18 protein-coding genes are annotated in these 20,957 nt (G+C 58.5%); 2 read left to right on the top strand and 16 right to left on the bottom strand.

Features of this window, described 5'->3' with window-relative positions; genetic code table 11:
* The first annotated feature begins 213 nt into the window (after nt 1-213).
* Nucleotides 214-1,050, top strand: a complete 837-nt coding sequence (locus tag Q5H89_RS06850) for a glycosyltransferase (protein ID WP_305018561.1) — start codon at nt 214-216, stop codon at nt 1,048-1,050.
* 60 nt (nt 1,051-1,110) lie between these two features.
* Here Q5H89_RS06850 and rpsJ read toward each other — a convergent pair whose 3' ends face one another.
* The 14 genes from rpsJ to Q5H89_RS06780 form a co-directional block, all read right to left on the bottom strand.
* On the bottom strand, nt 1,111-1,416 hold the full coding sequence (gene rpsJ, locus Q5H89_RS06845; protein WP_068340426.1) for a 30S ribosomal protein S10: 306 nt from the start codon (nt 1,414-1,416) through the stop codon (nt 1,111-1,113).
* Between the two features lie 44 nt (nt 1,417-1,460).
* Nucleotides 1,461-3,599, bottom strand: a complete 2,139-nt coding sequence (fusA, locus tag Q5H89_RS06840; protein ID WP_305018560.1) for an elongation factor G — start codon at nt 3,597-3,599, stop codon at nt 1,461-1,463.
* A 110-nt stretch (nt 3,600-3,709) separates the two neighbouring features.
* A complete protein-coding gene (gene rpsG, locus Q5H89_RS06835; protein ID WP_133656894.1) occupies nt 3,710-4,177 on the bottom strand; it encodes a 30S ribosomal protein S7 in 468 nt (155 codons plus the stop codon).
* Nucleotides 4,178-4,276: 99 nt separating this feature from the next.
* Entirely contained in the window at nt 4,277-4,705 is a 429-nt protein-coding gene (rpsL, locus tag Q5H89_RS06830) for a 30S ribosomal protein S12 (RefSeq protein WP_173116037.1), read from the bottom strand.
* Nucleotides 4,706-4,825: 120 nt separating this feature from the next.
* Complete coding sequence (locus tag Q5H89_RS06825; RefSeq protein WP_305018559.1) at nt 4,826-5,152, bottom strand: DUF3467 domain-containing protein; 327 nt, start codon at nt 5,150-5,152, stop codon at nt 4,826-4,828.
* Nucleotides 5,153-5,266: 114 nt separating this feature from the next.
* Entirely contained in the window at nt 5,267-6,043 is a 777-nt protein-coding gene (locus Q5H89_RS06820) for a 3-keto-disaccharide hydrolase (RefSeq protein WP_305018558.1), read from the bottom strand.
* 51 nt (nt 6,044-6,094) lie between these two features.
* Nucleotides 6,095-6,985 (bottom strand): hydroxypyruvate isomerase family protein, encoded by an 891-nt coding sequence (locus tag Q5H89_RS06815; RefSeq protein WP_305018557.1) that lies wholly within the window; start codon nt 6,983-6,985, stop codon nt 6,095-6,097.
* Between the two features lie 17 nt (nt 6,986-7,002).
* The gene (locus Q5H89_RS06810) at nt 7,003-8,259 is read right to left on the bottom strand and encodes a nucleoside permease (RefSeq protein ID WP_305018556.1); all 1,257 of its coding nucleotides are present in this window, start codon (nt 8,257-8,259) and stop codon (nt 7,003-7,005) included.
* A gap of 42 nt (nt 8,260-8,301) precedes the next feature.
* The gene (locus Q5H89_RS06805) at nt 8,302-8,787 is read right to left on the bottom strand and encodes a c-type cytochrome (RefSeq protein WP_305018555.1); all 486 of its coding nucleotides are present in this window, start codon (nt 8,785-8,787) and stop codon (nt 8,302-8,304) included.
* 18 nt (nt 8,788-8,805) lie between these two features.
* Nucleotides 8,806-9,858: a sugar phosphate isomerase/epimerase family protein gene (locus tag Q5H89_RS06800; protein WP_305018554.1), complete on the bottom strand. Its 1,053-nt coding sequence runs from the start codon at nt 9,856-9,858 to the stop codon at nt 8,806-8,808.
* A gap of 6 nt (nt 9,859-9,864) precedes the next feature.
* Nucleotides 9,865-11,016 (bottom strand): Gfo/Idh/MocA family protein, encoded by a 1,152-nt coding sequence (locus Q5H89_RS06795; RefSeq protein WP_305018553.1) that lies wholly within the window; start codon nt 11,014-11,016, stop codon nt 9,865-9,867.
* A 23-nt stretch (nt 11,017-11,039) separates the two neighbouring features.
* Nucleotides 11,040-11,645 (bottom strand): gluconate 2-dehydrogenase subunit 3 family protein, encoded by a 606-nt coding sequence (locus tag Q5H89_RS06790; protein ID WP_305018552.1) that lies wholly within the window; start codon nt 11,643-11,645, stop codon nt 11,040-11,042.
* Nucleotides 11,646-11,664: 19 nt separating this feature from the next.
* On the bottom strand, nt 11,665-13,341 hold the full coding sequence (locus Q5H89_RS06785; protein WP_305018551.1) for a GMC oxidoreductase: 1,677 nt from the start codon (nt 13,339-13,341) through the stop codon (nt 11,665-11,667).
* 48 nt (nt 13,342-13,389) lie between these two features.
* Complete coding sequence (locus tag Q5H89_RS06780; RefSeq protein WP_305018550.1) at nt 13,390-14,274, bottom strand: sugar phosphate isomerase/epimerase family protein; 885 nt, start codon at nt 14,272-14,274, stop codon at nt 13,390-13,392.
* Nucleotides 14,275-14,647: 373 nt separating this feature from the next.
* Between Q5H89_RS06780 and Q5H89_RS06775 the strand changes: the two genes are divergently transcribed.
* Nucleotides 14,648-15,967 carry a gluconate:H+ symporter gene (locus tag Q5H89_RS06775; RefSeq protein ID WP_305018549.1) on the top strand — a complete coding sequence of 440 codons (1,320 nt, stop codon included), beginning with the start codon at nt 14,648-14,650 and terminating at the stop codon, nt 15,965-15,967.
* A gap of 29 nt (nt 15,968-15,996) precedes the next feature.
* On the opposite strand, the gene Q5H89_RS06770 is transcribed toward Q5H89_RS06775, so the two are convergent.
* Nucleotides 15,997-16,323, bottom strand: a complete 327-nt coding sequence (locus Q5H89_RS06770; protein WP_305018548.1) for a hypothetical protein — start codon at nt 16,321-16,323, stop codon at nt 15,997-15,999.
* A gap of 262 nt (nt 16,324-16,585) precedes the next feature.
* A complete protein-coding gene (rpoC, locus tag Q5H89_RS06765) occupies nt 16,586-20,941 on the bottom strand; it encodes a DNA-directed RNA polymerase subunit beta' (protein WP_305018547.1) in 4,356 nt (1,451 codons plus the stop codon).
* Nucleotides 20,942-20,957: the final 16 nt, after the last annotated feature.

Here is a 20,957-nt window from a genome sequence, read left to right as displayed (position 1 = left end):
ACGGAAAAAAAACTCCACATTCAGGAAACGGTGCTTGGGTGTGTTGCAAGCTTTGGCTCGCTTACGATGGAAACTCCAAGCTTATGCACGCCAGGCAAAGGTAGGGCCAAGTGAAGTGCCCTCTCCTATATTTAACATCACTCCTCAACACCCTAGCCGGGCTTGGCCGCGGCCCGGCTGCCTCGGGTGCTTGGGCAGCAGCTACTTTTGTTTATGCAATCTCCCAAAGCATCCCTTATTATTTCTGTATATAATCGGTTCGACTTTCTGCAGCTAGTGCTGGCGGGGCTTGAAACGCAAACCGAGCCTGACTTTGAAGTTATCATCTCTGATGATGGCTCCAACGCCGCTTTCGTCAGCCATCTGGCCGCTTTGATTGCCCGTTCGCCGCTGCGCATTCGCCACAACTGGCACGCCGATGCCGGCTTTCGCAAAAACCAAATTCTTAACGTATCCATTCGGTCGGCGCTGGGGGCGCAGCTCATCTTCCTGGATGGCGATTGCATTCCACACCCGGCTTTTGTGGCCGAGCACCTGGCACATGGGGGTCTTGGCCGGTGCCTGGCCGGGCGGCGCATTGATATATCGGACCGGCTTACTCGCCAGCTCACGCCCGAGCGGGTGCGCCAGGGCATATTGCAAAATCCGGCTACCATGCTAGGTCAGCTCGTGGATTTTCTAGCCCGCCGGACTTTTCATTTTATGAATGGCTTCTACGTCGTTCATCCGGCGCTGCGGCGCTATTTCAACCGCAAGGAGCGCGGCCTGCTAGGGGCCAACTTCTCGGCCATGAAGGCTGACCTCGAAGCTATCAATGGCTTCGACGAGCGCTACACTGCGCCTACGTTTGGCGAAGATTCGGACATCGAGTTTCGCCTGCGGTTGCTAGGGGTTAAAATTATTCCTTTGCTCAATATTGCGGTCACTTACCATTGCCACCACAAGCTATTACCGCGGCCCGAAGTCAGCAAAGCCTTGTACGAGCAGGTGCTACGCGACAAAGTAGCTTTCACGCCGTATGGCTTAGTGAAAAAAGTAATTCCTTCATAAGCAAACAAAAAGCCCCGTTGGACAATGCCAACGGGGCTTTTATTCGCTTACATACTAGGCTCAGACTTTGATTTCAACGTCGACGCCGCTGGGCAGTTCGAGCTTCATCAGGGCATCTACCGTCTTGCTGCTGGTCGAGAAGATGTCAACCAAGCGCTTGTACGTGCAAAGCTGGAATTGCTCCCGGCTCTTCTTGTTCACGTGGGGCGAGCGCAGTACGGTGTACTTCTCCTTTTCCGTGGGCAACGGAATCGGGCCGCTTACGATAGCGCCGGTAGCTTTAACCGCTTTCACGATTTTCTCGGCAGATTTGTCGACCAGGTTGTGGTCGTAGCTTTTCAGCTTGATTCTGATTTTCTGATTCATTGTTGAGAGAGGCCGATTACCTCAGGGATGACAAGCTAAAAAAACTATTTGCCGCCTTTGATTTTGGCGACGATGGCATCTGCCATGTTTTGCGGTACTACCTCGTAGTGCGAGAAAGTCAGCGAAGCCGAGGCACGGCCCGACGACAGCGTGCGCAGGTCGGTTACGTAGCCAAACAGCTCAGAGAGGGGTACATCGGCTTTGATAATCTGCGCACCGCCTTTAGTGTCCATGCCTTTCATCAGGCCACGGCGGCGGTTCAGGTCACCCGTTACCGGGCCGGTGTACTCGTCGGGGCAAACCACTTCCACGGCCATGATGGGCTCGAGCAGTTTCGGACCAGCCTTGCGGGCTGCTTCGCGGAAACCACCCCGGGCGGCGAGTTCGAACGACAGGGCGTCCGAGTCAACGTCGTGGAACGAGCCGTGGTACAGGCGCACCTTCATGCCTTCGATGGGGAAGCCGGCTAGCGGGCCCTGCTTCATAGCCTCTTCAAAGCCTTTTTGAATCGGGGCAATGAATTCGCGGGGGATAACACCGCCCACGATAGCATTGTCAAATTCGAAGCCGGGCTTCTCGGGCTCTGTCTCTTTCGGGCCAAGCTCAAACACGATGTCGCCGAACTTACCGCGGCCACCAGTTTGCTTCTTGTACGTTTCGCGGTGGTCAACCTTCTTGGTCAGGATTTCTTTGTAGGCAACCTGGGGAGCACCTTGGTTGATTTCTACTTTGAATTCGCGACGCATACGGTCGATGATGATTTCCAAGTGGAGTTCGCCCATGCCGCGCAGTACGGTCTGGCCAGTCTCTTCGTCGGTGTTCACGCGCAGGGTCGGGTCTTCTTCGATGAGCTTGGCGATAGCCATACCCATTTTGTCAACGTCGGCCTGCGTCTTCGGCTCGATTGCGTAGCCGATTACCGGCTCCGGGAACGACATCGACTCCAGAACCAGCGGGTTCTTCTCGTCGGTGAGCGTATCACCAGTTTTGATGTCTTTGAAGCCTACGCCAGCCGCAATGTCACCCGCCTGAATTTTCTCAATCGGATTCTGCTTGTTGGAGTGCATCTGCATAAGGCGCGAGATACGCTCTTTCTTGCCGGTGCGGTTGTTTAGTACGTACGAACCACCATCAAGCTGGCCCGAGTAGCAGCGGAAGAAGCACAGACGGCCAACATACGGGTCGGTAGCAATCTTGAACGCTAGGGCCGTGAAGGGCTCCGAGTTGTCGGGGTGGCGCTCAACTTCAGCCCCGGTGTCGGGGTTGGTGCCCAGAATGGCGGGCATGTCGAGCGGCGACGGCAGGTAAGCCATAACGGCATCCAGCATGGTCTGCACACCCTTGTTTTTGAAGGCCGAGCCGCACAGTACGGGCGAGAACTTCATGTCGATAACCGCTTTGCGGATAACAACCATCATTTCGTCGCGGGTAATGCTTTCCGGGTCCTCGAAGAATTTCTCCATCAAGGTGTCGTCGTACTCAGCTACGCTCTCAATGAGCTTCTCGCGCCACTCGGCCACGGTGTCCACGAGGTCTTCGGGAACCGGGATTTCGTTGTACGATTTGCCTTCGGTAGCGTCGTCCCACACGATGGCTTTGCCAGTCAGCAGGTCAACTACCCCTTTGAAGGTGTCTTCGGCACCAATCGGGATTTGCAGCGGCACGGGGTTAGCGCCGAGCTTATCCTTGATTTCGCTTACTGCCTTGAAGAAGTCGGCACCCGCACGGTCCATCTTGTTTACGAAGCAGATACGGGGCACGCTGTACTTGTCAGCCTGGCGCCATACCGTTTCCGACTGGGGCTCTACGCCCGATACGGCGCAGAACAGGGCTACTGCCCCGTCGAGCACGCGCAACGAGCGCTCTACCTCTACCGTAAAGTCAACGTGACCGGGGGTATCTATGAGGTTAATCTTGTACTGGTGCGTATCCGGCACCGTGTTGCCCTGGGCATCGGTGGGGTAGTTCCAGAAGGTGGTCGTAGCAGCCGAGGTGATGGTGATACCACGCTCCTGCTCCTGCTCCATCCAGTCCATCGTAGCGGCTCCGTCGTGCACCTCCCCAATTTTGTGGGTTTTGCCGGTGTAGTACAGAATGCGCTCCGAAGTGGTCGTCTTGCCCGCGTCAATGTGGGCCATGATGCCAATATTGCGCAGATATTGTAGCTCTTTGTTGACTGCCATTACGGTAGGTTAATTAGCGCGTTAGCGGATTGATGAGTCTAGCGGTGAAGACAACCAAAGCTGGTTAAACATTCAATCTAAACTCAACAACCCGCTAAACGCCCGATAGATTAGAAACGGAAGTGCGAGAACGCCTTGTTGGCTTCGGCCATGCGGTGGGTGTCGTCCTTTTTCTTAACGGCAGCACCTTCCCCTTTGGCAGCGGCAATGATTTCACCAGCCAGCTTGTCCTTCATGGTTTTCTCCCCACGGCGACGCGCGTACTGAATCAGCCACTTCGAGCCTACCGCGATGCGGCGGTCGGCGCGCACTTCAATCGGCACCTGGAAGGTAGCACCACCTACGCGGCGGCTCTTTACCTCTACGGTCGGCATCACGTTGTTCAACGCTTTGCGCCACATTTCGAGGCCGCTTTCCTTGGTGCGGGTCTCCACCTGTTCTACGGCATCGTAGAAAATGGTGTAGGCCAGGTTCTTTTTCCCGTCATACATCATGTAGTTGACGAAGCGGGTTACGAGCGTCTCCTTGAACTTGGGGTCCGGCAGGAGAATGCGCTTTTTCGGTTTTGACTTACGCATGGTTTATATAGTTGTCAGTTGGTAGTTGTTAGTTGTCAGCCGCTTAAAGCGGGCTTTGCAGCCCTAGCGGCTGACAACTAACAACTGGCAACTAATAAATTACTTCTTCTTGCCGGGTGCCGGCTTACCACCTTTACCAGCGGCTGCAACCTGGCCCGGCTTCGGGCGCTTGGCGCCGTACTTCGAGCGACGCTGCAAGCGGCCGCTTACACCTGCCGTGTCGAGGGCACCACGGATGATGTGGTAACGAACACCTGGCAAGTCTTTTACCCGGCCTCCGCGGATGAGCACAATGCTGTGCTCCTGGAGGTTGTGGCCTTCACCGGGAATGTATGCGTTTACTTCCTTACCGTTGGTAAGGCGCACACGGGCCACTTTGCGCATAGCCGAGTTCGGCTTCTTAGGCGTGGTGGTATACACGCGAGTGCATACGCCCCGACGCTGCGGGCACGAATCAAGGGCGGGCGACTTTGACTTGGTAGTCAGAGCCTCGCGACCTTTCCGTACTAGTTGGTTGATGGTTGGCATTTAGCGATTGGTTGAACGAGAGCCGTTTGCTCCCAAATTTTCAGGCCTGCAAAGGTAAGAAAATAGTTTGGCAATAGCAAACTCGCTGAAAAAGTTAATTTTCCGTACCGGCGAGCCCTTCTAGGCCTCCCCTACCGCGCCCCCAAAATTCATGGGGTAGGTAACTGCTTCCTGGTGCAGCTTGATGGGCCCGTAGCTCTGCTCGAAGCGCTGTACGTTTTCCTCAAGGGCAGCGAGCAGGCGCTTGGCGTGCTCGGGGGTGAGAATGATGCGGGCCTTGACTTTGGCTTTGGGCGCGCCGGGCATCATGCGGATAAAGTCGACCACGAACTCGCTGGTGCTGTGGGCGATAAGGGCCAAGTTGGCGTATTCGCCTTCGGCGATGGCTTCGGTTAGCTCAATGTTGAGTGCGTTGGGGTCAGGGTTTGCGGGTTGGTTGGGCTGCATGGGCTAAAAGATAGGGTAGATACGCGCTAACGACTTTCGAAACGAAAGAGCCGACCAGCATATACTGGTCGGCTCTTTCGGCACAAAGCTACGGCTAGCTGCGGCAGGGCTTACTTATAGCTCGCGCACCCAGATGTTGCGGAAGCTGTCGGGCTCGCTCTTATCGCCGTGGGCTTGCAGCTTGATGGGCGCGGGGCCGGCCTTCTGGCCCTCGTAGCTAGGGGGGCCGATGTAGCGGGTGGGACCGGCCAGCTCCACGTTGTTTTGCACCAGCACGCCGTTGAAGAAGACCGTGACGCGGGCGGGCGTTTGCACCGAGCCGTCGGCCTTGAAGGTGGGCGCCATCCAGACTACGTCATACGACTGCCACTCGCCGGGCTTGCGGGCGGGGTTGGCCAGGGGCACGCGCTGCTTGTAGATGCTGCCGGCCATGCCATTGACGTAGGTTTTGTTCTGGTACGAGTCAACGATTTGCAGCTCGTAGCCCAGGTCACCCTTACCCAGCGAGGCCAGAAACACGCCGCTGTTGCCGCGCGCCTGCCCCGTGCCGCTAATGTTAGCCGGAATGCGCCACTCCAGGTGCAATTGGTAGTTGGTGAAGGCCTTTTTGGTTTCGATATTGCCAGTGGTTTTATCGACGGTGAACATCCCGCCAGAGACTTTCCACTTGGCCGGTGCATTGCGGTCGTCGGCCATTACCCACTGGCTCAGGTCTTTGCCATCAAACAAAACGAGGGCATCGGAGGGCGGCGTGGCCAGGTTGGGGCTGGCCGTCACGACTTTCGGCACGGGCTCGTACACTTCGGTGTCTTCGGGCTTACCGGCCTGCTGCGCCTGGGCTAGGACAGCCGTGCTCAACAGGAGCGCACCAGTGAGAAGGGAAATCTTCATAGAGCGAGGAAAGAAAAGGGTGGGCGGAAAGAATGGGTGGGCTAGCAGCTGCTACACGTCGCAGAGGCGCACAGCCTGGCGTAACGAAGCCAGCTTGTCGGGCTTGGTCGGAATGAACTCCTGGGCCACGTAGCCCTGGAAGCCGGTGGCCTTGATAGCCCGCATAATGGCCGGGTAATTCAGCTCCTGGGTGTCGTCGAGTTCGTGGCGGCCGGGCACACCGGCGGTGTGGTAATGCGCAATGTAGGCGTGGTTGTCTTTAATAGTGCGGATGACATCGCCCTCGTCAATCTGCATGTGGTAGATGTCGTAGAGCAGCTTGAAGTGCTCAGTGCCCAGCTTTTTGGCTAGGGCCACGCCCCAGCTTGTGTGGTCGCACTGGTAGTCGTGGTGGTCTATTTTGCTGTTGAGCAGCTCCATTACCAGCACTACTTTGTGCTTTTCGGCCAGGGCCACCAGCGGCTGCAAGCCGCGCACGCAATTGGCCAGGCCCACCTCGTCGGTCATGCCCCGGCGGCTGCCGCTAAAGCAGATGAGGTTGGTGTAGCCGGCTTGGCCCACGCGCGGAATCATTTCGCTGTACTGCTTTTGCAGCTGCGCGTGAAAGCGGGGGTCGTTGAAGCCATCGGTGAGGTTAAGCTCGGCGCCGTTGCACATGGGCGAGTCGAGGCCGTGCTTCTTAAGCGTGGGCCAGTCATTCGGCCCCACTAGGTCGATGCCTTTAATGCCCATTTCCTTGGCCGCTACGCAAAGCTGCTCTAAGGGCATATCCTGAAAGCACCAGCGACACACCGACTGCCTGATGTTGTTGAGCAGCGGCGCAGGGGCAACGGCTTGGGGTTCCTCCATGGGGTGGGCAGCGCTGGCCACACCCAGGGTGCTCACGGTAGCCGTGGTAGCTAGTAGCCCCTTAAGCGCAGCGCGACGATTCAAATTAGACATAGGCAGTGATAATGGGGCTAGCCCGGTGCTACCGCCGAGGCTTCGCCGTAGGCTACCGGCGCATCCTGGCCGGCCGCTACAGTGGCTCGCTCGCGGAAGAACAACAGGAAAGCCAGTAGAACCACGGCAGCGATGGCGGCCGGAATCAGCCAAATCATGCGCCAGTCGTGGCCGCCACCGGCCAGGGTATGCCTATCGAAAATTTCGCCCGACAGCAGGGTGCCGATGAGCATCCCTACGCCGTAGGTAGCCAGCGTGATAAAGCCCTGGGCCGAGCTTTTGAAGCGTTCGCCAGCCAAGTTATCGGTATAAATCTGGCCCGTTACGAAGAAGAAGTCGTAGCACACGCCGTGCAGCACAATGCCCGCAATCAGCATCCAATGATTGCTAGCCCCACCATAGGCGAAAAATAGGTAGCGCAGTACCCAAGCCGCCATACCAATCGCCAGCATCTTCTTCACGCCCAGTTTACGAAAGAGCAGTGGAATGGCCAGCATAAACAATAACTCGGATGCTTGTCCAAGTACTTGCACGCCGGCGGCATCCTTCACCCCCACTTCGTTGAGGAAAGGATTTGTAAAGCCGTAGTAGAAGGCTAATGGAATACAGATAGCGATGGATGCCAAGAAGAAAATCAGGTACGAGCGGTTTTTAAGTAAGCCAATGGCATCGAGCCCTAGCAGGTCGCCGATGGAGCTGGATTGGCCGCTCTTTACGGGCGGCGTGGCAGGCAGCGTGAAGCTGAAAAGCCCTAGCAACGCGGCTGCGCCAGCTGCCATCAGAAACGTGATTTGCAGGCTTTCCTTGATTTCCAGGTGTAGAACAGGGCCAATGATGACGCCCGCTACTATCCAACCCAGCGTGCCCAGCACCCGGATGGGCCCAAACTCTTTCTGCGGGTCTTTCATCTGCCGGAAGGCGATGGAGTTAACCAGCGCCAGCGTGGGCATGTACAACACCATGTACGTGAGCACATTGGGATAAAAGCTATTGAAGTCGGGCGCCGAGGAGGCGCGCCACAGCAGTAGCGCGCCCGCCAGGTGCAACACGCCCAAAATCTTCTGGGCCGAGAAAAAGCGGTCGGCAATGAGCCCGATGATGAACGGCGCCACGATGGCCCCGATGGACTGCGTAAGAAACGCTACGCCTACCTGCGTGCCGGTGGCGTGCAGGTTGTGCAGCAGGTAGGTGCCGAGCGTCACAAACCACGCGCCCCAGATAAAAAACTCCAGGAACATCATGATGGACAGCTTAATCCGGATGGCGGCAGACATAGGCAGGGCAGGTGGGATAAGAGAAGGAAAACGAAGACGGTCTTATTTGAGGCTCAGGATATAGCGCACCATTTCCTGGGCATCGGTCTGGGAGAGCGCGGGGTGCGGCGTCATCGCAATGTCGCCCCAGTGCCCGCTGCCGCCCTTGATAATTTTGGTGGCCAGCATGTTCACGTTGGCAGGAGTAGCGGGGTATTTCTGGGCCACGGCCGTGTAGGCGGGGCCTAGCAGTTTGTCGCGCTCTCGGTGGCAGCTGGCGCAGTCGGCCGAGGCCATCAGCTTGGCCCCCTTGTCGTGGGGCGAGCCCGTGGCGCCGGTACCAATTTTGGTGCTGCCGGTGTCGACTTGCATCTGGTTGGTCACGGCGGCTACGTTGGTGCCGGCGGTGCTGTCGGTATTCAGCTCGTCCGTTTTTTCGGTACCGGCTTGCTTAGAAGCACTCATTTGGTCGGGGCCGTCTTGCTTGTAGCCCGAGTCACAGGCTGCGAGCAGCACGCCCGCGCTCAGAAGGAGAAAAGCCTTTTTCATGGGAAATCCTGGGGAAGTTTAGAGTCCTAATATAGTCTTGTTAAGTGCCTGGTCGATGCCCGACGCCGCAAAATCATCGAAGGTGCGGTCGGTAACGCGGATAATGTGGTCCTTGATGAACTGCGCGCCTTCGCGGGCACCATCCTCGGGGTGCTTGAGGGCACACTCCCACTCCAGCACGGCCCAGCCGGGGTAGTTGTACTGCGCCATCTTGCTGAAAATGGCTTTGAAATCAACCTGCCCGTCGCCCAATGAGCGGAAGCGCCCGGCGCGCTCCAGCCACGACTGGTAGCCGCCGTACACCCCCTGCCGCCCGCTAGGGTTAAACTCGGCGTCCTTGACGTGGAAGGCCCGGATGCGCTCGTGGTAGATGTCGATGTACTCCAGATAGTCAAGGCATTGCAGCACGAAGTGCGAGGGGTCGTAGAGCAGGCAGGCGCGCGGGTGGTCGTTGACCTCCGTCAGGAATCGCTCGTAGCTGATGCCGTCGTGCAGGTCTTCACCGGCGTGAATCTCATAGCACAGGTCTACTCCTTCGGCATCGAACTCATCCAGAATGGGCAGCCAGCGCCGGCCCAGCTCCGCAAAGCCTTCCTCTACCAGCCCGGCCGGCCGCTGGGGCCAGGGGTACATATAAGGCCAGAGCAGCGCGCCGCTAAAGGTGGCGTGCGCCTGCAGGCCCAGCCGCCGCGAGGCCTTGGCGGCGTACACGAGCTGCTGCACCGCCCACTGCTGGCGGGCGTGCGGGTTGCCGCGCACGGCCTCGGGCGCAAAGCCGTCAAACAGCGCATCGTACACCGGGTTTACGGCCACCAGCTGGCCCTGCAAATGGGTCGACAGCTCGGTGATTGCCAGCCCAGCTGCCTGCACCTTTCCTTTTAGCTCATCGGCGTAAGTCTGGCTTTCGGCCGCTAGCCTCAGGTCGATGAAGCGCGTGTCGGTTGTCGGCAGCTGCACGCCTTTATACCCCAGGCCAGCGGCCCAGGCGCAGATGTCTTCCAGCGAGTTAAAGGGCGCTTGGTCGCCAATAAATTGGGCCAGAAAAATGCCAGGACCTTTGATGGTTTTCATGCGCAGCTACACGGTAAAATTGGTCCACTTCTGGTCAGAATGGCCCGAGGCAATAACGTTTTCGATGAAAGCCATGCCACGCACGCCGTCCGCAATGCTCGGGTAGTCCTGCGCTTCGGGCGGGGCTGGCTGGCCGGCTTGCGCGGCCTGCAGGGTAAGGGCGAAGTTGCGATACAGGTTGGCGAAGGCTTCGAGGTAGCCCTCGGGGTGGCCGGCGGGGGTGCGGGTGTTGTGGCTGGCGTAGGCGCCCACATAGGACCCGCCCGTGCGCCAGATTTCGGTGGGCCGGTCGAGCCACTTCACCAGCAAGGTGTTGGCATCGGCCTGCATCCAGTCGACGCCGCCTTTCTCGCCATATACCCGGATGCGGACGTTGTTTTCTTCACCTGCGGCCACCTGGGTGGCTACCAGCACGCCGCTAGCCCCGCCGCTCAGGCGCAACAGCACGGCACCGTCGTCGTCGAGGCGCCGGCCTTCTACCACTGTGTTGATGTCGGCGCAGAGCTTTTCTACTTGCAGGCCGCTCACGTATTCGAGCAGGTTGAAGGCGTGGGTGCCAATGTCGCCCATTGCGCCGGCTACGCCACTTTTGGTCGGGTCGGTGCGCCAGGCAGCCTGCTTGTTTTCGCCGCCTTCCTCAAACTTGCTCAGCCAGCCCTGCGGGTATTCCACATATACCTTGCGGATGCGGCCTAGCGTGCCGGCCGCCACCAGCTGGCGGGCCTGCTTCACCATCGGGTAGCCGGTGTAAGTGTGCGTGAGGCAGAGGTGGCGGCCGGTAGCCTGCACCACAGCCGCTAGTTCCTTGGCTTCGGCCAAGGAGAAAGTCATGGGCTTGTCGAGCACCACATCAAAGCCGCTCTCCAGCGCCAGCTTGGCCGGGGCAAAGTGCAGGTGGTTGGGCGTCACGATGCTGATAACCTGCACGCGCTCGGCCGCTGGCCGGGCCTTCTCCTGCTCGATTAATTCCTGATAAGAATCATACACACGCTCAGGTGCCAGCCCCAATAGCTCGCCGCTTGCCCGCGAGGTTGCGGGGTTGCTGCTAAAAGCGCCGGCCACCAACTCATACTGGCCATCGAGAGCAGCGGCCAGGCGGTGCACGCCGCCGATAAAAGCGCCCTGCCCGCCGCCAATCATGCCCAATCGTAGTTTCATGCGTTCTAACTAAAGTGAGTAGCCTAGCTGGTAGCCCAGGCGCGGTCACCCTTTTTGTAGGGGTAGTTGCCGTCGTACTTGCCCGGCACGGGCAGGTAGCGCAGCGCCTGCGTAGCACCGGGCTCCGAGGTGAAGAACCCGAGCAGCGTTAGCTCCTTCACCATGCGGAAGTAGTGATTGGGCTGCTCAGGCGTTTTGGTTTTGGAGTAGTTTTTCTGCTCGGCGTCGAGCGCCGTGAGCAGGGCCGTGCGCTGCGCGGGCGTGCTTTCCAGGAAGCCTTTGCCATTCATTTTCTGGCTGGCCTCCTCAAGCTGGGTGAGGCCTTTGGTAAAAATCTCTTGGTCGGCGGGCGTGTAACAGTCGCGCACCATCACGGCCATAAAATTGCCAACGTGGGCAGCCTTGGCACCGGGCGACTTAGTAGCGGGCAAAATGGTTTCGCCCACTTCGTCGAGGTAGGCCTGCTGCTTGGCGTCCAGCACCTCCTTGGGCGGGCCGCCGGCTTTGGCCTGCGCCTTGTCTTTGTCGGAGCTGGCAGGGCTGCACCCAGTCAGGAAATAATCGGCCCCAATCACGGCCCCGCCCATCAGCAGGGCTACCCGGGCCAGGGCATCTCTTCTATTCATCATAACTCAGAAAGCGAAGGGGTTACATGTTCATTTTCTTCAACTCACCCACGGCATGGTCTACCGCGCGGGCCGTCATGGCCAGGTAGGTGAGCGAGGGGTTCTGGCAGGCAGCCGAGGTCATGGCGGCCCCATCGGTCACGTACACATTGGGGGCATCCCACACTTGGTTGAAGCCGTTGAGCACCGACGTTTTGGGGTCGCGGCCCATGCGGGCGGTACCCATTTCATGAATGCCGCCGCCCATAGCGTAGCCGTTGTTATAGGTCTTCACGTTTTTGAGACCGGCTTTTTCCAGCATTTCCTGGGCATCGGCCATCATGTCTACGCGCATCTTCTGCTCATTGTCGCGGATAACGGCATCCATTGCTAGTACCGGCAGGCCCCACTTATCCTTTTTGGTCGGGTCGAGGGTAATCTTGTTGTCGTGGTACGGCAGCGTTTCGCCGAAGCCCGTGATGCCCATCGTCCAGCCGCCCGGCTCGCTGAGCGCGTCCTTAAACTCGCCGCCAATGCTCATCTCCGGGATTTCGCGGCTCCAGCCCTCGCGGCCAGCGCTGCCCTGGTAGCCAAACCCGCGGATGTAGTCGCGCTTGTCGCCAAACAGGTTGCGGTAGCGCGGAATGTAGATGCCGTTAGCGCGGCGGCCATACACATACTTATCCTCGTAGCCCGGCATTTCGCCGTGTGCGCCGGCCCGGAAGTGGTGGTCCATCACGTTGTGCCCTAGCTCGCCGCTGCTACTGCCCAGGCCGCCCGGCCAGATATCGGTGGCCGAGTTCATCAGTACCCAGGCCGAGTTCAGCGCCGATGCATTGAGGAAGATGACTTTAGCGTAGTACTCGTAGGTTTTGTTCGTTTCGGCGTCCAGCACTTCCACGCCCTTCGCCCGCTTGGTATCCTTGTCGTAAAGAATTTTGGTAACGATGGAAAACGGCCGGAGCGTGAGGTTGCCCGTAGCTACGGCGGCCGGCAGCGTGGCCGACTGCGTGCTGAAATACGCTCCAAACGGGCAGCCTAGCCAGCACTTGTTGCGGTACTGGCAGTTCACGCGGTTGTTGTGGGGCCGCGTGATGTTGGCCGTGCGGCCAATTACCATGTGGCGGTCCTTATAATGCTTTTTGATGCGGGCGGCCACGTCCTTTTCCACCACGTTCATTTCCATGGGGGGCATAAAGTCGCCATCGGGCAGCTGCGGCAGGCCGTCGCGGTTGCCGCTGATACCGGCAAACTTCTCGGCGTGGCTGTACCACGGCGCCAGGTCCTTGTAGCGAATGGGCCAGTCCACGGCAATACCGTCCTTGGCGTTGGCTTCAAAGTCGTAGTCGCTCCAGCGGTAGCTCTGGCGGCCCCACATCAGCGAGCGGCCGCCTACCTGGTAGCCCCGGAACCAGTCGAAAGGCTTTACCTCCACGTAGGGGCTATCCTTCTCATTTACCCAGAAGTTGAGGTTGCTTTCGTTAAGCGTATAGTCGCGCTTGAGTACCGGGTGGTCCTCAATCATCTGCTGGGTTTTGCCGCCGCGGTGGGGCAATTCCCAGGGCGCCTTGTTGGCATTCACGTAGTCTTTGATATGCTCTACGTTGCGGCCACGCTCCAGCATAATGGTTTTCAAGCCTTTCTCGGTCAGCTCTTTAGCGGCCATGCCGCCCGAGATGCCGGAGCCAATGACGATGGCGTCATAGGTGTTCTTTTCCATAAAGAATTGGGTGGGGATAGAAAATGCGGAGAAGCAGCGGCCAGGCCCTTACACCAGCGTGCGCTTGAGATAAGTGATGCTTTGCTGAATGCTGTCGAAGGGCGAGCCGGGCGTCTTGTCCTGCTCTACAAAGAAGTATTGCATACCCGCCAGCTTGGCCTGAGCGAAGATGCGCTTGAAGTCGATGCTGCCATTGCCCACTTCCGTGAAGTTGCGCTCGGCCGTTTTGTCCATGTCCTTCACGTGCCAGAGCGGGAAGCGGCCGGGATGCTTCTGAAACAGGGCCACCGGGTCTTGCCCGGCCTTGGTAGCCCAGTACAGGTCTAGCTCCATCTTAACCAGGTTCTTATCGGTCATGCTCAGCAGGGTATCGTAGGGCAGCTTGCCGTCCTGAGCCTGAAACTCAAAGTCGTGGTTATGGTAGCAAAGCTGAATACCGGCTTTTTTGCAGCGCTCCCCAGCCTTGTTGAGATGCTCAGCAATCTGCTTATAGTGGTCGAGGTTACCCCGCTCGCTGTCAAAAAGATAGGCGCATACCATGTATTTTACGCCCACCTGGGCCGCGTCGTCCACGGCCTTGTCCCAGCCGTGCAGAATGGTACCCTGGGTAGGCTGGCCATTGTTCATGGCCTCGCCCAGCACATAGTGGCTGCTCGGCATAATGAGGCCCGTTTGCTTCAATAGCTTGGCAAAAGCCGCCGGCTCCATCCCGTAAAATTTCTGGCTGCCCGTATAGGTAGCCCCTTCCACCGAATTGTAGCCTAGCTTGGCTACTCTGGCCAGGGTGCCGGCCGGGTCTTGCTGCATGGCGTCGCGCACGGTGTACAGCTGCAAGCCAATATATTTAGGGGCAGCTGCAAACAGCTTGGGGCTTACCAATACTCCGGCTGATAGCAGGCTGGCAGATTTCAGGAAAGAGCGACGGGAATTCATGCGGGCGAGAGAGAAGAAAGGAGAAGTCAGATTGTATAGCCACCCGGATAATCCTGCTAAAAGCGTTTTTTGCGCTAGCATTGAGTAACTACTTACTTAGCGTGAGCAAGGTAGTAAAAAGACAAGAAAGAAAGTACTTATGCCTGGGCTATTTACTGCTAAGGTATCCGCTATTGGGAGGGTAATAAATGCCCCCAGCGGCATGGCTCACACGGCGGGACACGTATTTTTTGAGCGGCATTACGCTTACAGCACACTACCTAGGCCAGCAGAGCTTTCTACTAAGCGCTAGCTGACCTGAACCGCCCCCTTGGCAAGTAGCTAAAAAACAACCTTCAATTCCACATTTTTTCGGCCTTTGCTTGCATCAGCTATGGTTTCTTTTGTTATTCTGCTAGCTGTACTCGGGCTGATTGGGCTTATTAGCTTCGCCAAGGTTAATGCATTTTTAGCGTTTCTGACCGTGGCTCTCTGCGTGGGGCTGGCGCTGGGGCTGGCCCCGAAGCTGCTGCTGGCGGCGGTGGCCCAGGGCCTGGGCGACACGCTAGGCTCTGTCACCAGCATTATTGTGCTCGGGGCCATGCTCGGCAAGCTGGTGGCCGATAGCGGCGCCGCCCAGCAGATTACTACCGTGCTAACGGGCTCTATGGGGCCAAAATTCATTCCGTGGGCACTGATGATAGCCGGGCTGCTCATTGGTATTCCCCTGTTCTATAACGTGGGGTTTATCCTGATTATTCCCCTTGTATTTTCGGTGGCTTATCGCCATCAGCTACCCGCAGTATATGTGGGGCTGCCGATGCTGGCGTCGCTATCGGTGCTGCACGGCTTTTTGCCGCCGCACCCGGCGCCCACGGCGCTGGTCGGGCAATTTCACGCCAGCCTGGGGCGCACGTTTGGGTATGGGCTGCTGGTAGCCGTGCCAGCTATTATAGTAGCGGGGCCTTTGTATGCGCGCACGCTGCGAGGCATTGCCTCGGTGCCGCTGGCGGGGTTTATCACCGAGCCACTGCCTAGCCAGGCGCTGCCGGGCCGCCTCAACAGCTTCGTTTCTTCGCTGCTGCCAGTACTTATTTTGAGTGGCGCGCTAGGGCTGCAAGCCGTATTACCCGGCACTAGCCCCCTTGCCCCAGCCCTAGCGCTACTGGCCGAACCACTGGTTGCGCTGTTGCTGTCGGTAGCCATTGCTACCTACACGCTAGGAGTAGCCCGCGGCCGCACCATGCCCGCAGTAATGGATGCCTACCAGGCAGCCGTGAAGGATGTCGCCCCCATCCTGCTCATTATCGGGGGAGCCGGCGTGCTTAAGCAGGTATTGGTAGCCAGCGGAGCCAGCCAGGAAATCGGGGCTAGCCTGCAAGGCATTGGCTTGCCGCCGCTGGTGCTGGGCTGGCTGCTGGCCGCGCTTATCCGGGTGTGCTTGGGCTCGGCTACTATCGCGGGGCTCACGGCGGCGGGTATTATGCTGCCTACGCTCAGCCATTCCCATGTTAACCCCAACCTGCTGGTGCTCGCCATTGGCGCGGGCAGCCTGGCTTTTTCCCACCTCAACGACGCGGGCTTTTGGCTGTTTAAAGAATATTTCAACCTTTCTATCAGCGATACGCTCCGCTCCTGGACCGCCATGGAAACCATCGTTTCAGTGGTAGGCCTGGCGGGCGTGCTGGTGCTCAATTGGCTGCTGCCCTTTTAGCCAATAGTAAGCTTGCCCCGCTACGCTGCTTAAGTTAGCAACCGGGCCTGGTGCGCTACGCTGATGAGAGCCGGCGCGTGCCGGAGCGTTGCCAGCGCTACTTCTTTGGCAGCCTGCTTCAGCTCATCCGGGCTGATGTCGCGGGTTTCCTCCTTCACCAGCTCGGCCAAAGTGTGGAAGGTATGCCTCAGGGCCTGGCGGCGGGGCCGCTCGGCCTGCAGCTCGGCGTAGGCAATGGCCAGGTGCACTTGAATTTTGCAGCGCCGCGTGTGAAATACCGACTCCTTATTCACCTGCGACTGCACCGCATCCAGCACAGCTAGCAGCGGCAAAAGCTTGGTAGCAGTTACTGCCATAGCGCTGGCCAGGTGCCGCTGGTGGCCGGCCGCGAGTGCGCCCCTAAGCCGGCGGCCGGGCCGCGGCTGCTTTATGATAGGCTTCTCCCCTGGCGGGTCGTTCTGAACAGGTTGCATGTCGTAGTGCCGACCACTAATACGGCGGGCCAATGTAGTTCTGAAAAGCCTAGCCGCGAAAATAACCCCGCACGAATGCCTTAAAAACAGAAGAGCCGGCCAGTGAAAACTGGCCGGCTCTTCCTTTACAACCCTACGTCAATCGTTATTCCTGCACCGTAGTCTCGCGCTTGGCGCGCGACGGGCGCTTGGCAGGAGCAGCCGTTTGCTCGGCAGCCTGGGTAGCCAGCTTGGTAGCCTGCTCGTCTTTCGAAGACACCTCAATGCCCTGATACTCGCGCAAGCCAGTACCGGCCGGGATGAGGTGGCCTACGATTACGTTCTCCTTCAGGCCGAGCAGCTCGTCGGCTTTGCCACGGATAGCCGCCTCGCTCAGCACCTTGGTCGTTTCCTGGAAGGAAGCGGCCGAGATAAACGAAGCCGTACCCAGTGAAGCCTGCGTGATGCCTTGCAGCGTGGGCCGCGAAACGGCAGGCTGGGCATCGCGCACTTCTACCAGCTTGAGGTCGCGGCGGCGGAGCGACGAGTTTTCGTCGCGCAGCTTGCGGCTCGTCACAATCTGGCCAGGGCGCAGCTCGGTCGAATCGCCCGAATCGGTCACGACTTTCATGTCGATTACGATGTCGTTTTCTTCCATCAGCAGCACCTTGTCCACGAGCTGGTTTTCGAGGAAGCTCGTGTCGCCGGCGTCCATCACCAGCACTTTCTGCATCATCTGGCGGACGATAACTTCAATGTGCTTGTCGTTGATTTTCACGCCCTGCAAGCGGTATACTTCCTGAATCTCGTTCACGAGGTATTCCTGCACCGAGCCGGGACCCTGAATGTTCAGGATGTCGCTAGGGGTGATGGCCCCGTCGGAGAGCGGCGCACCGGCCCGCACGAAGTCGTTGTCCTGCACTAGGATAAACTTCGACAGCGGCACCATGTACTTCCGCTTCACGCCGTCTTTCGACTCCACGAAGATTTCGCGGTTGCCACGCTTCACCGAGCCGTAGGTCACTACCCCGTCAATTTCCGACACTACGGCCGGGTTCGACGGATTGCGGGCCTCGAACAGCTCTACTACGCGGGGCAGACCACCCGTAATGTCGCGGGTCTTGCCCACGGCACGCGGAATCTTTGCCAGAATAAAGCCAGCTTTCACTTTGGTGCCGTTTTCGACGTTCAAGTGCGCGCCTACCGGCATGCTGTACGCTTTGTTCGAGTCAGCATCCGCACCCTTAGCGGGGATAAGGATGACCGACGGGTTTTGCGCCTTGTCCTTCGATTCCACGATTACCTTCTCGCGGAAGCCCGTCTGTTCGTCGGTTTCTTCACGATAGGTAATGCCTTCGGTCAGCGCGTCGTACTGGATAGTACCGTCGAACTCGGCCAGAATAACGGCGTTGTACGGGTCCCAGTTAACCAGCTCTTGGCCTTTCTCTACCTCCTGGCCTTCCTTCACAAGGAGGAAAGAGCCATAAGGTACGTGATTGGCAATGAACACTTTGCCCGTGCCTTTTTCCACGATGCGGATTTCGCCCGAGCGACCCATCACCACGTTGGTTTCAGCCCCTTCGGAGTTGGTACCAGCTACGGTGCGGATATCTTCGAACTCTACCACGCCGTTGAACTTGGCGCGGATGTTCGCTTCCACCGCAATGTTCGAGGCCGTACCACCTACGTGGAACGTGCGCAGCGTGAGCTGCGTACCCGGCTCGCCAATCGACTGGGCCGCGATAACACCTACTGCTTCACCCTTCTGCACCATGCGGCCCGTGGCCAGGTTACGGCCGTAGCACTTGGCGCAAATGCCGCGCTTGCTCTCGCAAGTCAGCACCGAGCGAATTTCTACCGACTCGATGCTGGTAGCATCGATGCGGCGGGTTACTTCTTCCGTAATCTGCTCACCAGCCGCCAGAATCACTTCTTCGGTCAGCGGGTCGATGATGTCGTGCACGGCCGTGCGGCCCAGGATACGCTCGGCCAGCGGCTCTACGATGTCCTCGTTGTCTTTCAGGGCGAAGGTTTCGGTACCGCGTAGCGTGCCGCAATCCGGCTCGTTCACAATAACGTCCTGCGAAACGTCAACCAGACGACGGGTCAGGTAGCCGGCGTCAGCCGTCTTCATAGCCGTGTCGGCCAGGCCCTTACGGGCACCGTGGGTCGAGATGAAGTACTCGATTACGTCGAGGCCTTCTTTGAAGTTCGACAGAATCGGGTTCTCAATAATCTCGCCTACCGAGCCTTGCAGCGACTTCTGGGGCTTAGCCATCAGGCCACGCATCCCGCCGAGCTGACGAATCTGCTCGCGCGAGCCACGGGCGCCCGAGTGCATCATCATGTAGATGGAGTTGAAGCCCTGGTTCTCCTTTTCGAGGCGACCCATCAGCGTCTCCGTAATCTGCGAGTTAATGCGCGTCCAGACGTCAATAACGGCGTTGTAACGCTCGTTATTCGTAATCAGACCCATCTGGTAGTTCTGCGTTACGGCAGCTACGTCGGCCTGCGCCTGCTTGATGAGCACGTCCTTCTCTTTCGGAATCTGGATATCACCCAGACCCATGCTCAAGCCGCCCTTGTAGGCCGACTGGAAGCCTAGCGTCTTGATGTCGTCCAGGAACTGCGCCGTGCGGGCCATGCCCGTGCGCTTGAACACCATCGAGATGATTTGCTGCAGCTTCTTCTTGGTCAGTAGCTCATCCACGAAACCTACCTCGGTCGGCACGAGCTGGTTGAAGAGCACGCGGCCGGCTACGGTTTCGATGGTCTTCTGCACTAGGTCGTCATTCTCGTCGCGAACCATCGTGCGCACCTTGATGTAGGCGTGCTTCGACAACTGCTTCTCGTTGATGGCGATAACTACTTCTTCGTCCGAGTAGAAGATGCGGCCTTCGCCCTGAATCTTCTCTTCGGGCGTCGAGCGCTTGCCTTTGGTCACGTAGTACAGCCCTAGTACCATGTCCTGCGACGGTACCGCGATGGGCGCGCCGTTGGCTGGGTTCAGGATGTTGTGCGACGCCAGCATGAGCATCGAAGCTTCCAGGATAGCGGCCGGGCCTAGCGGCACGTGCACGGCCATCTGGTCACCGTCGAAGTCAGCGTTGAAGGCCGTACAAACGAGCGGGTGCAGCTGGATAGCCTTGCCCTCGATGAGGCGCGGCTGGAATGCCTGGATACCCAAGCGGTGCAGCGTAGGCGCCCGATTGAGGAGTACCGGGTGGCCTTTCAGCACATTTTCCAGGATGTCCCAAACTACGGCGTCCTTGCGGTCCACGATTTTCTTGGCCGACTTCACCGTCTTCACAATCCCGCGCTCAATGAGCTTGCGGATAATGAACGGCTTGAACAGCTCGGCCGCCATGTTCTTAGGCAGGCCGCACTCGTGCAGCTTCAGCTCGGGGCCTACCACGATTACCGAGCGGCCCGAGTAGTCAACGCGCTTACCAAGCAGGTTCTGACGGAAGCGGCCCTGCTTGCCTTTCAGCATATCGGACAGCGATTTCAGGGCGCGGTTGCCTTCGGCGCGCACAGCGTTCACTTTACGCGAGTTGTCGAAGAGCGAATCGACAGCCTCTTGCAGCATGCGCTTCTCGTTCCGCAGAATCACTTCCGGCGCTTTGATTTCAATCAGGCGCTTGAGGCGGTTGTTGCGGATGATAACGCGGCGGTAAAGGTCGTTCAGGTCGGAAGTAGCGAAACGGCCACCATCCAAGGGCACGAGCGGGCGCAGCTCGGGCGGAATAACCGGCACCATGCGGATTACCATCCACTCGGGGCGGTTTTCCACGCGGGTAGCGGCATCGCGGAAAGCTTCTACTACGCGCAGACGCTTCAGCGCCTCAGCCTTACGTTGCTGCGACGTTTCGTGCGCCGCCGAGTCGCGGAGCGAGTAGCTCAGCTCGTCGAGGTTGATGCGCTCGAGCAGCATTTGCAGCGCGTCGGCACCCATCTTGGCGATGAATTTCTGCGGGTCCTCGTTGGGCAGCAGCTGGTTTTCGCGGGGCAGCTTGTCGATGATGTCCAGATACTCATCTTCCGTGAGGAAGTCGAGCTGCTGCACACCCTCTTCGGCTTGTACGCCGGGCTGCACCACTACGTAGCGCTCGTAGTAGATAATCTGGTCGAGCTTCTTGGTAGGCAGGCCTAGCAGGTAGCCAATTTTATTGGGCAGGCTCTTGAAGTACCAGATGTGCGCTACGGGCACCACCAGTTCGATGTGGCCCATGCGCTCGCGGCGCACCTTCTTCTCAGTCACCTCCACGCCGCAACGGTCGCAGATGATGCCCTTGTAGCGAATGCGCTTGTATTTGCCGCAGTGGCACTCCCAATCCTTTACCGGGCCGAAAATCCGCTCGCAGAACAAGCCACCCATCTCGGGCTTGTAGGTGCGGTAGTTAATCGTTTCCGGCTTTACTACTTCGCCGGTGCTCCGCTCCAGAATTCCTTCGGGCGAGGCAAGCGAAATAGTAACCTTCGAGAAGTCCTGTACTAACTTCTTGTTTTTTGCGAAAGCCATTAGGTTGATTTATTAG

The organism is Hymenobacter cheonanensis (assembly GCF_030581075.1).
Taxonomy (GTDB): domain Bacteria; phylum Bacteroidota; class Bacteroidia; order Cytophagales; family Hymenobacteraceae; genus Hymenobacter.
Note: the sequence above shows the minus strand (reverse complement) of the source record. Positions and strands in the feature narration are given on the sequence as shown.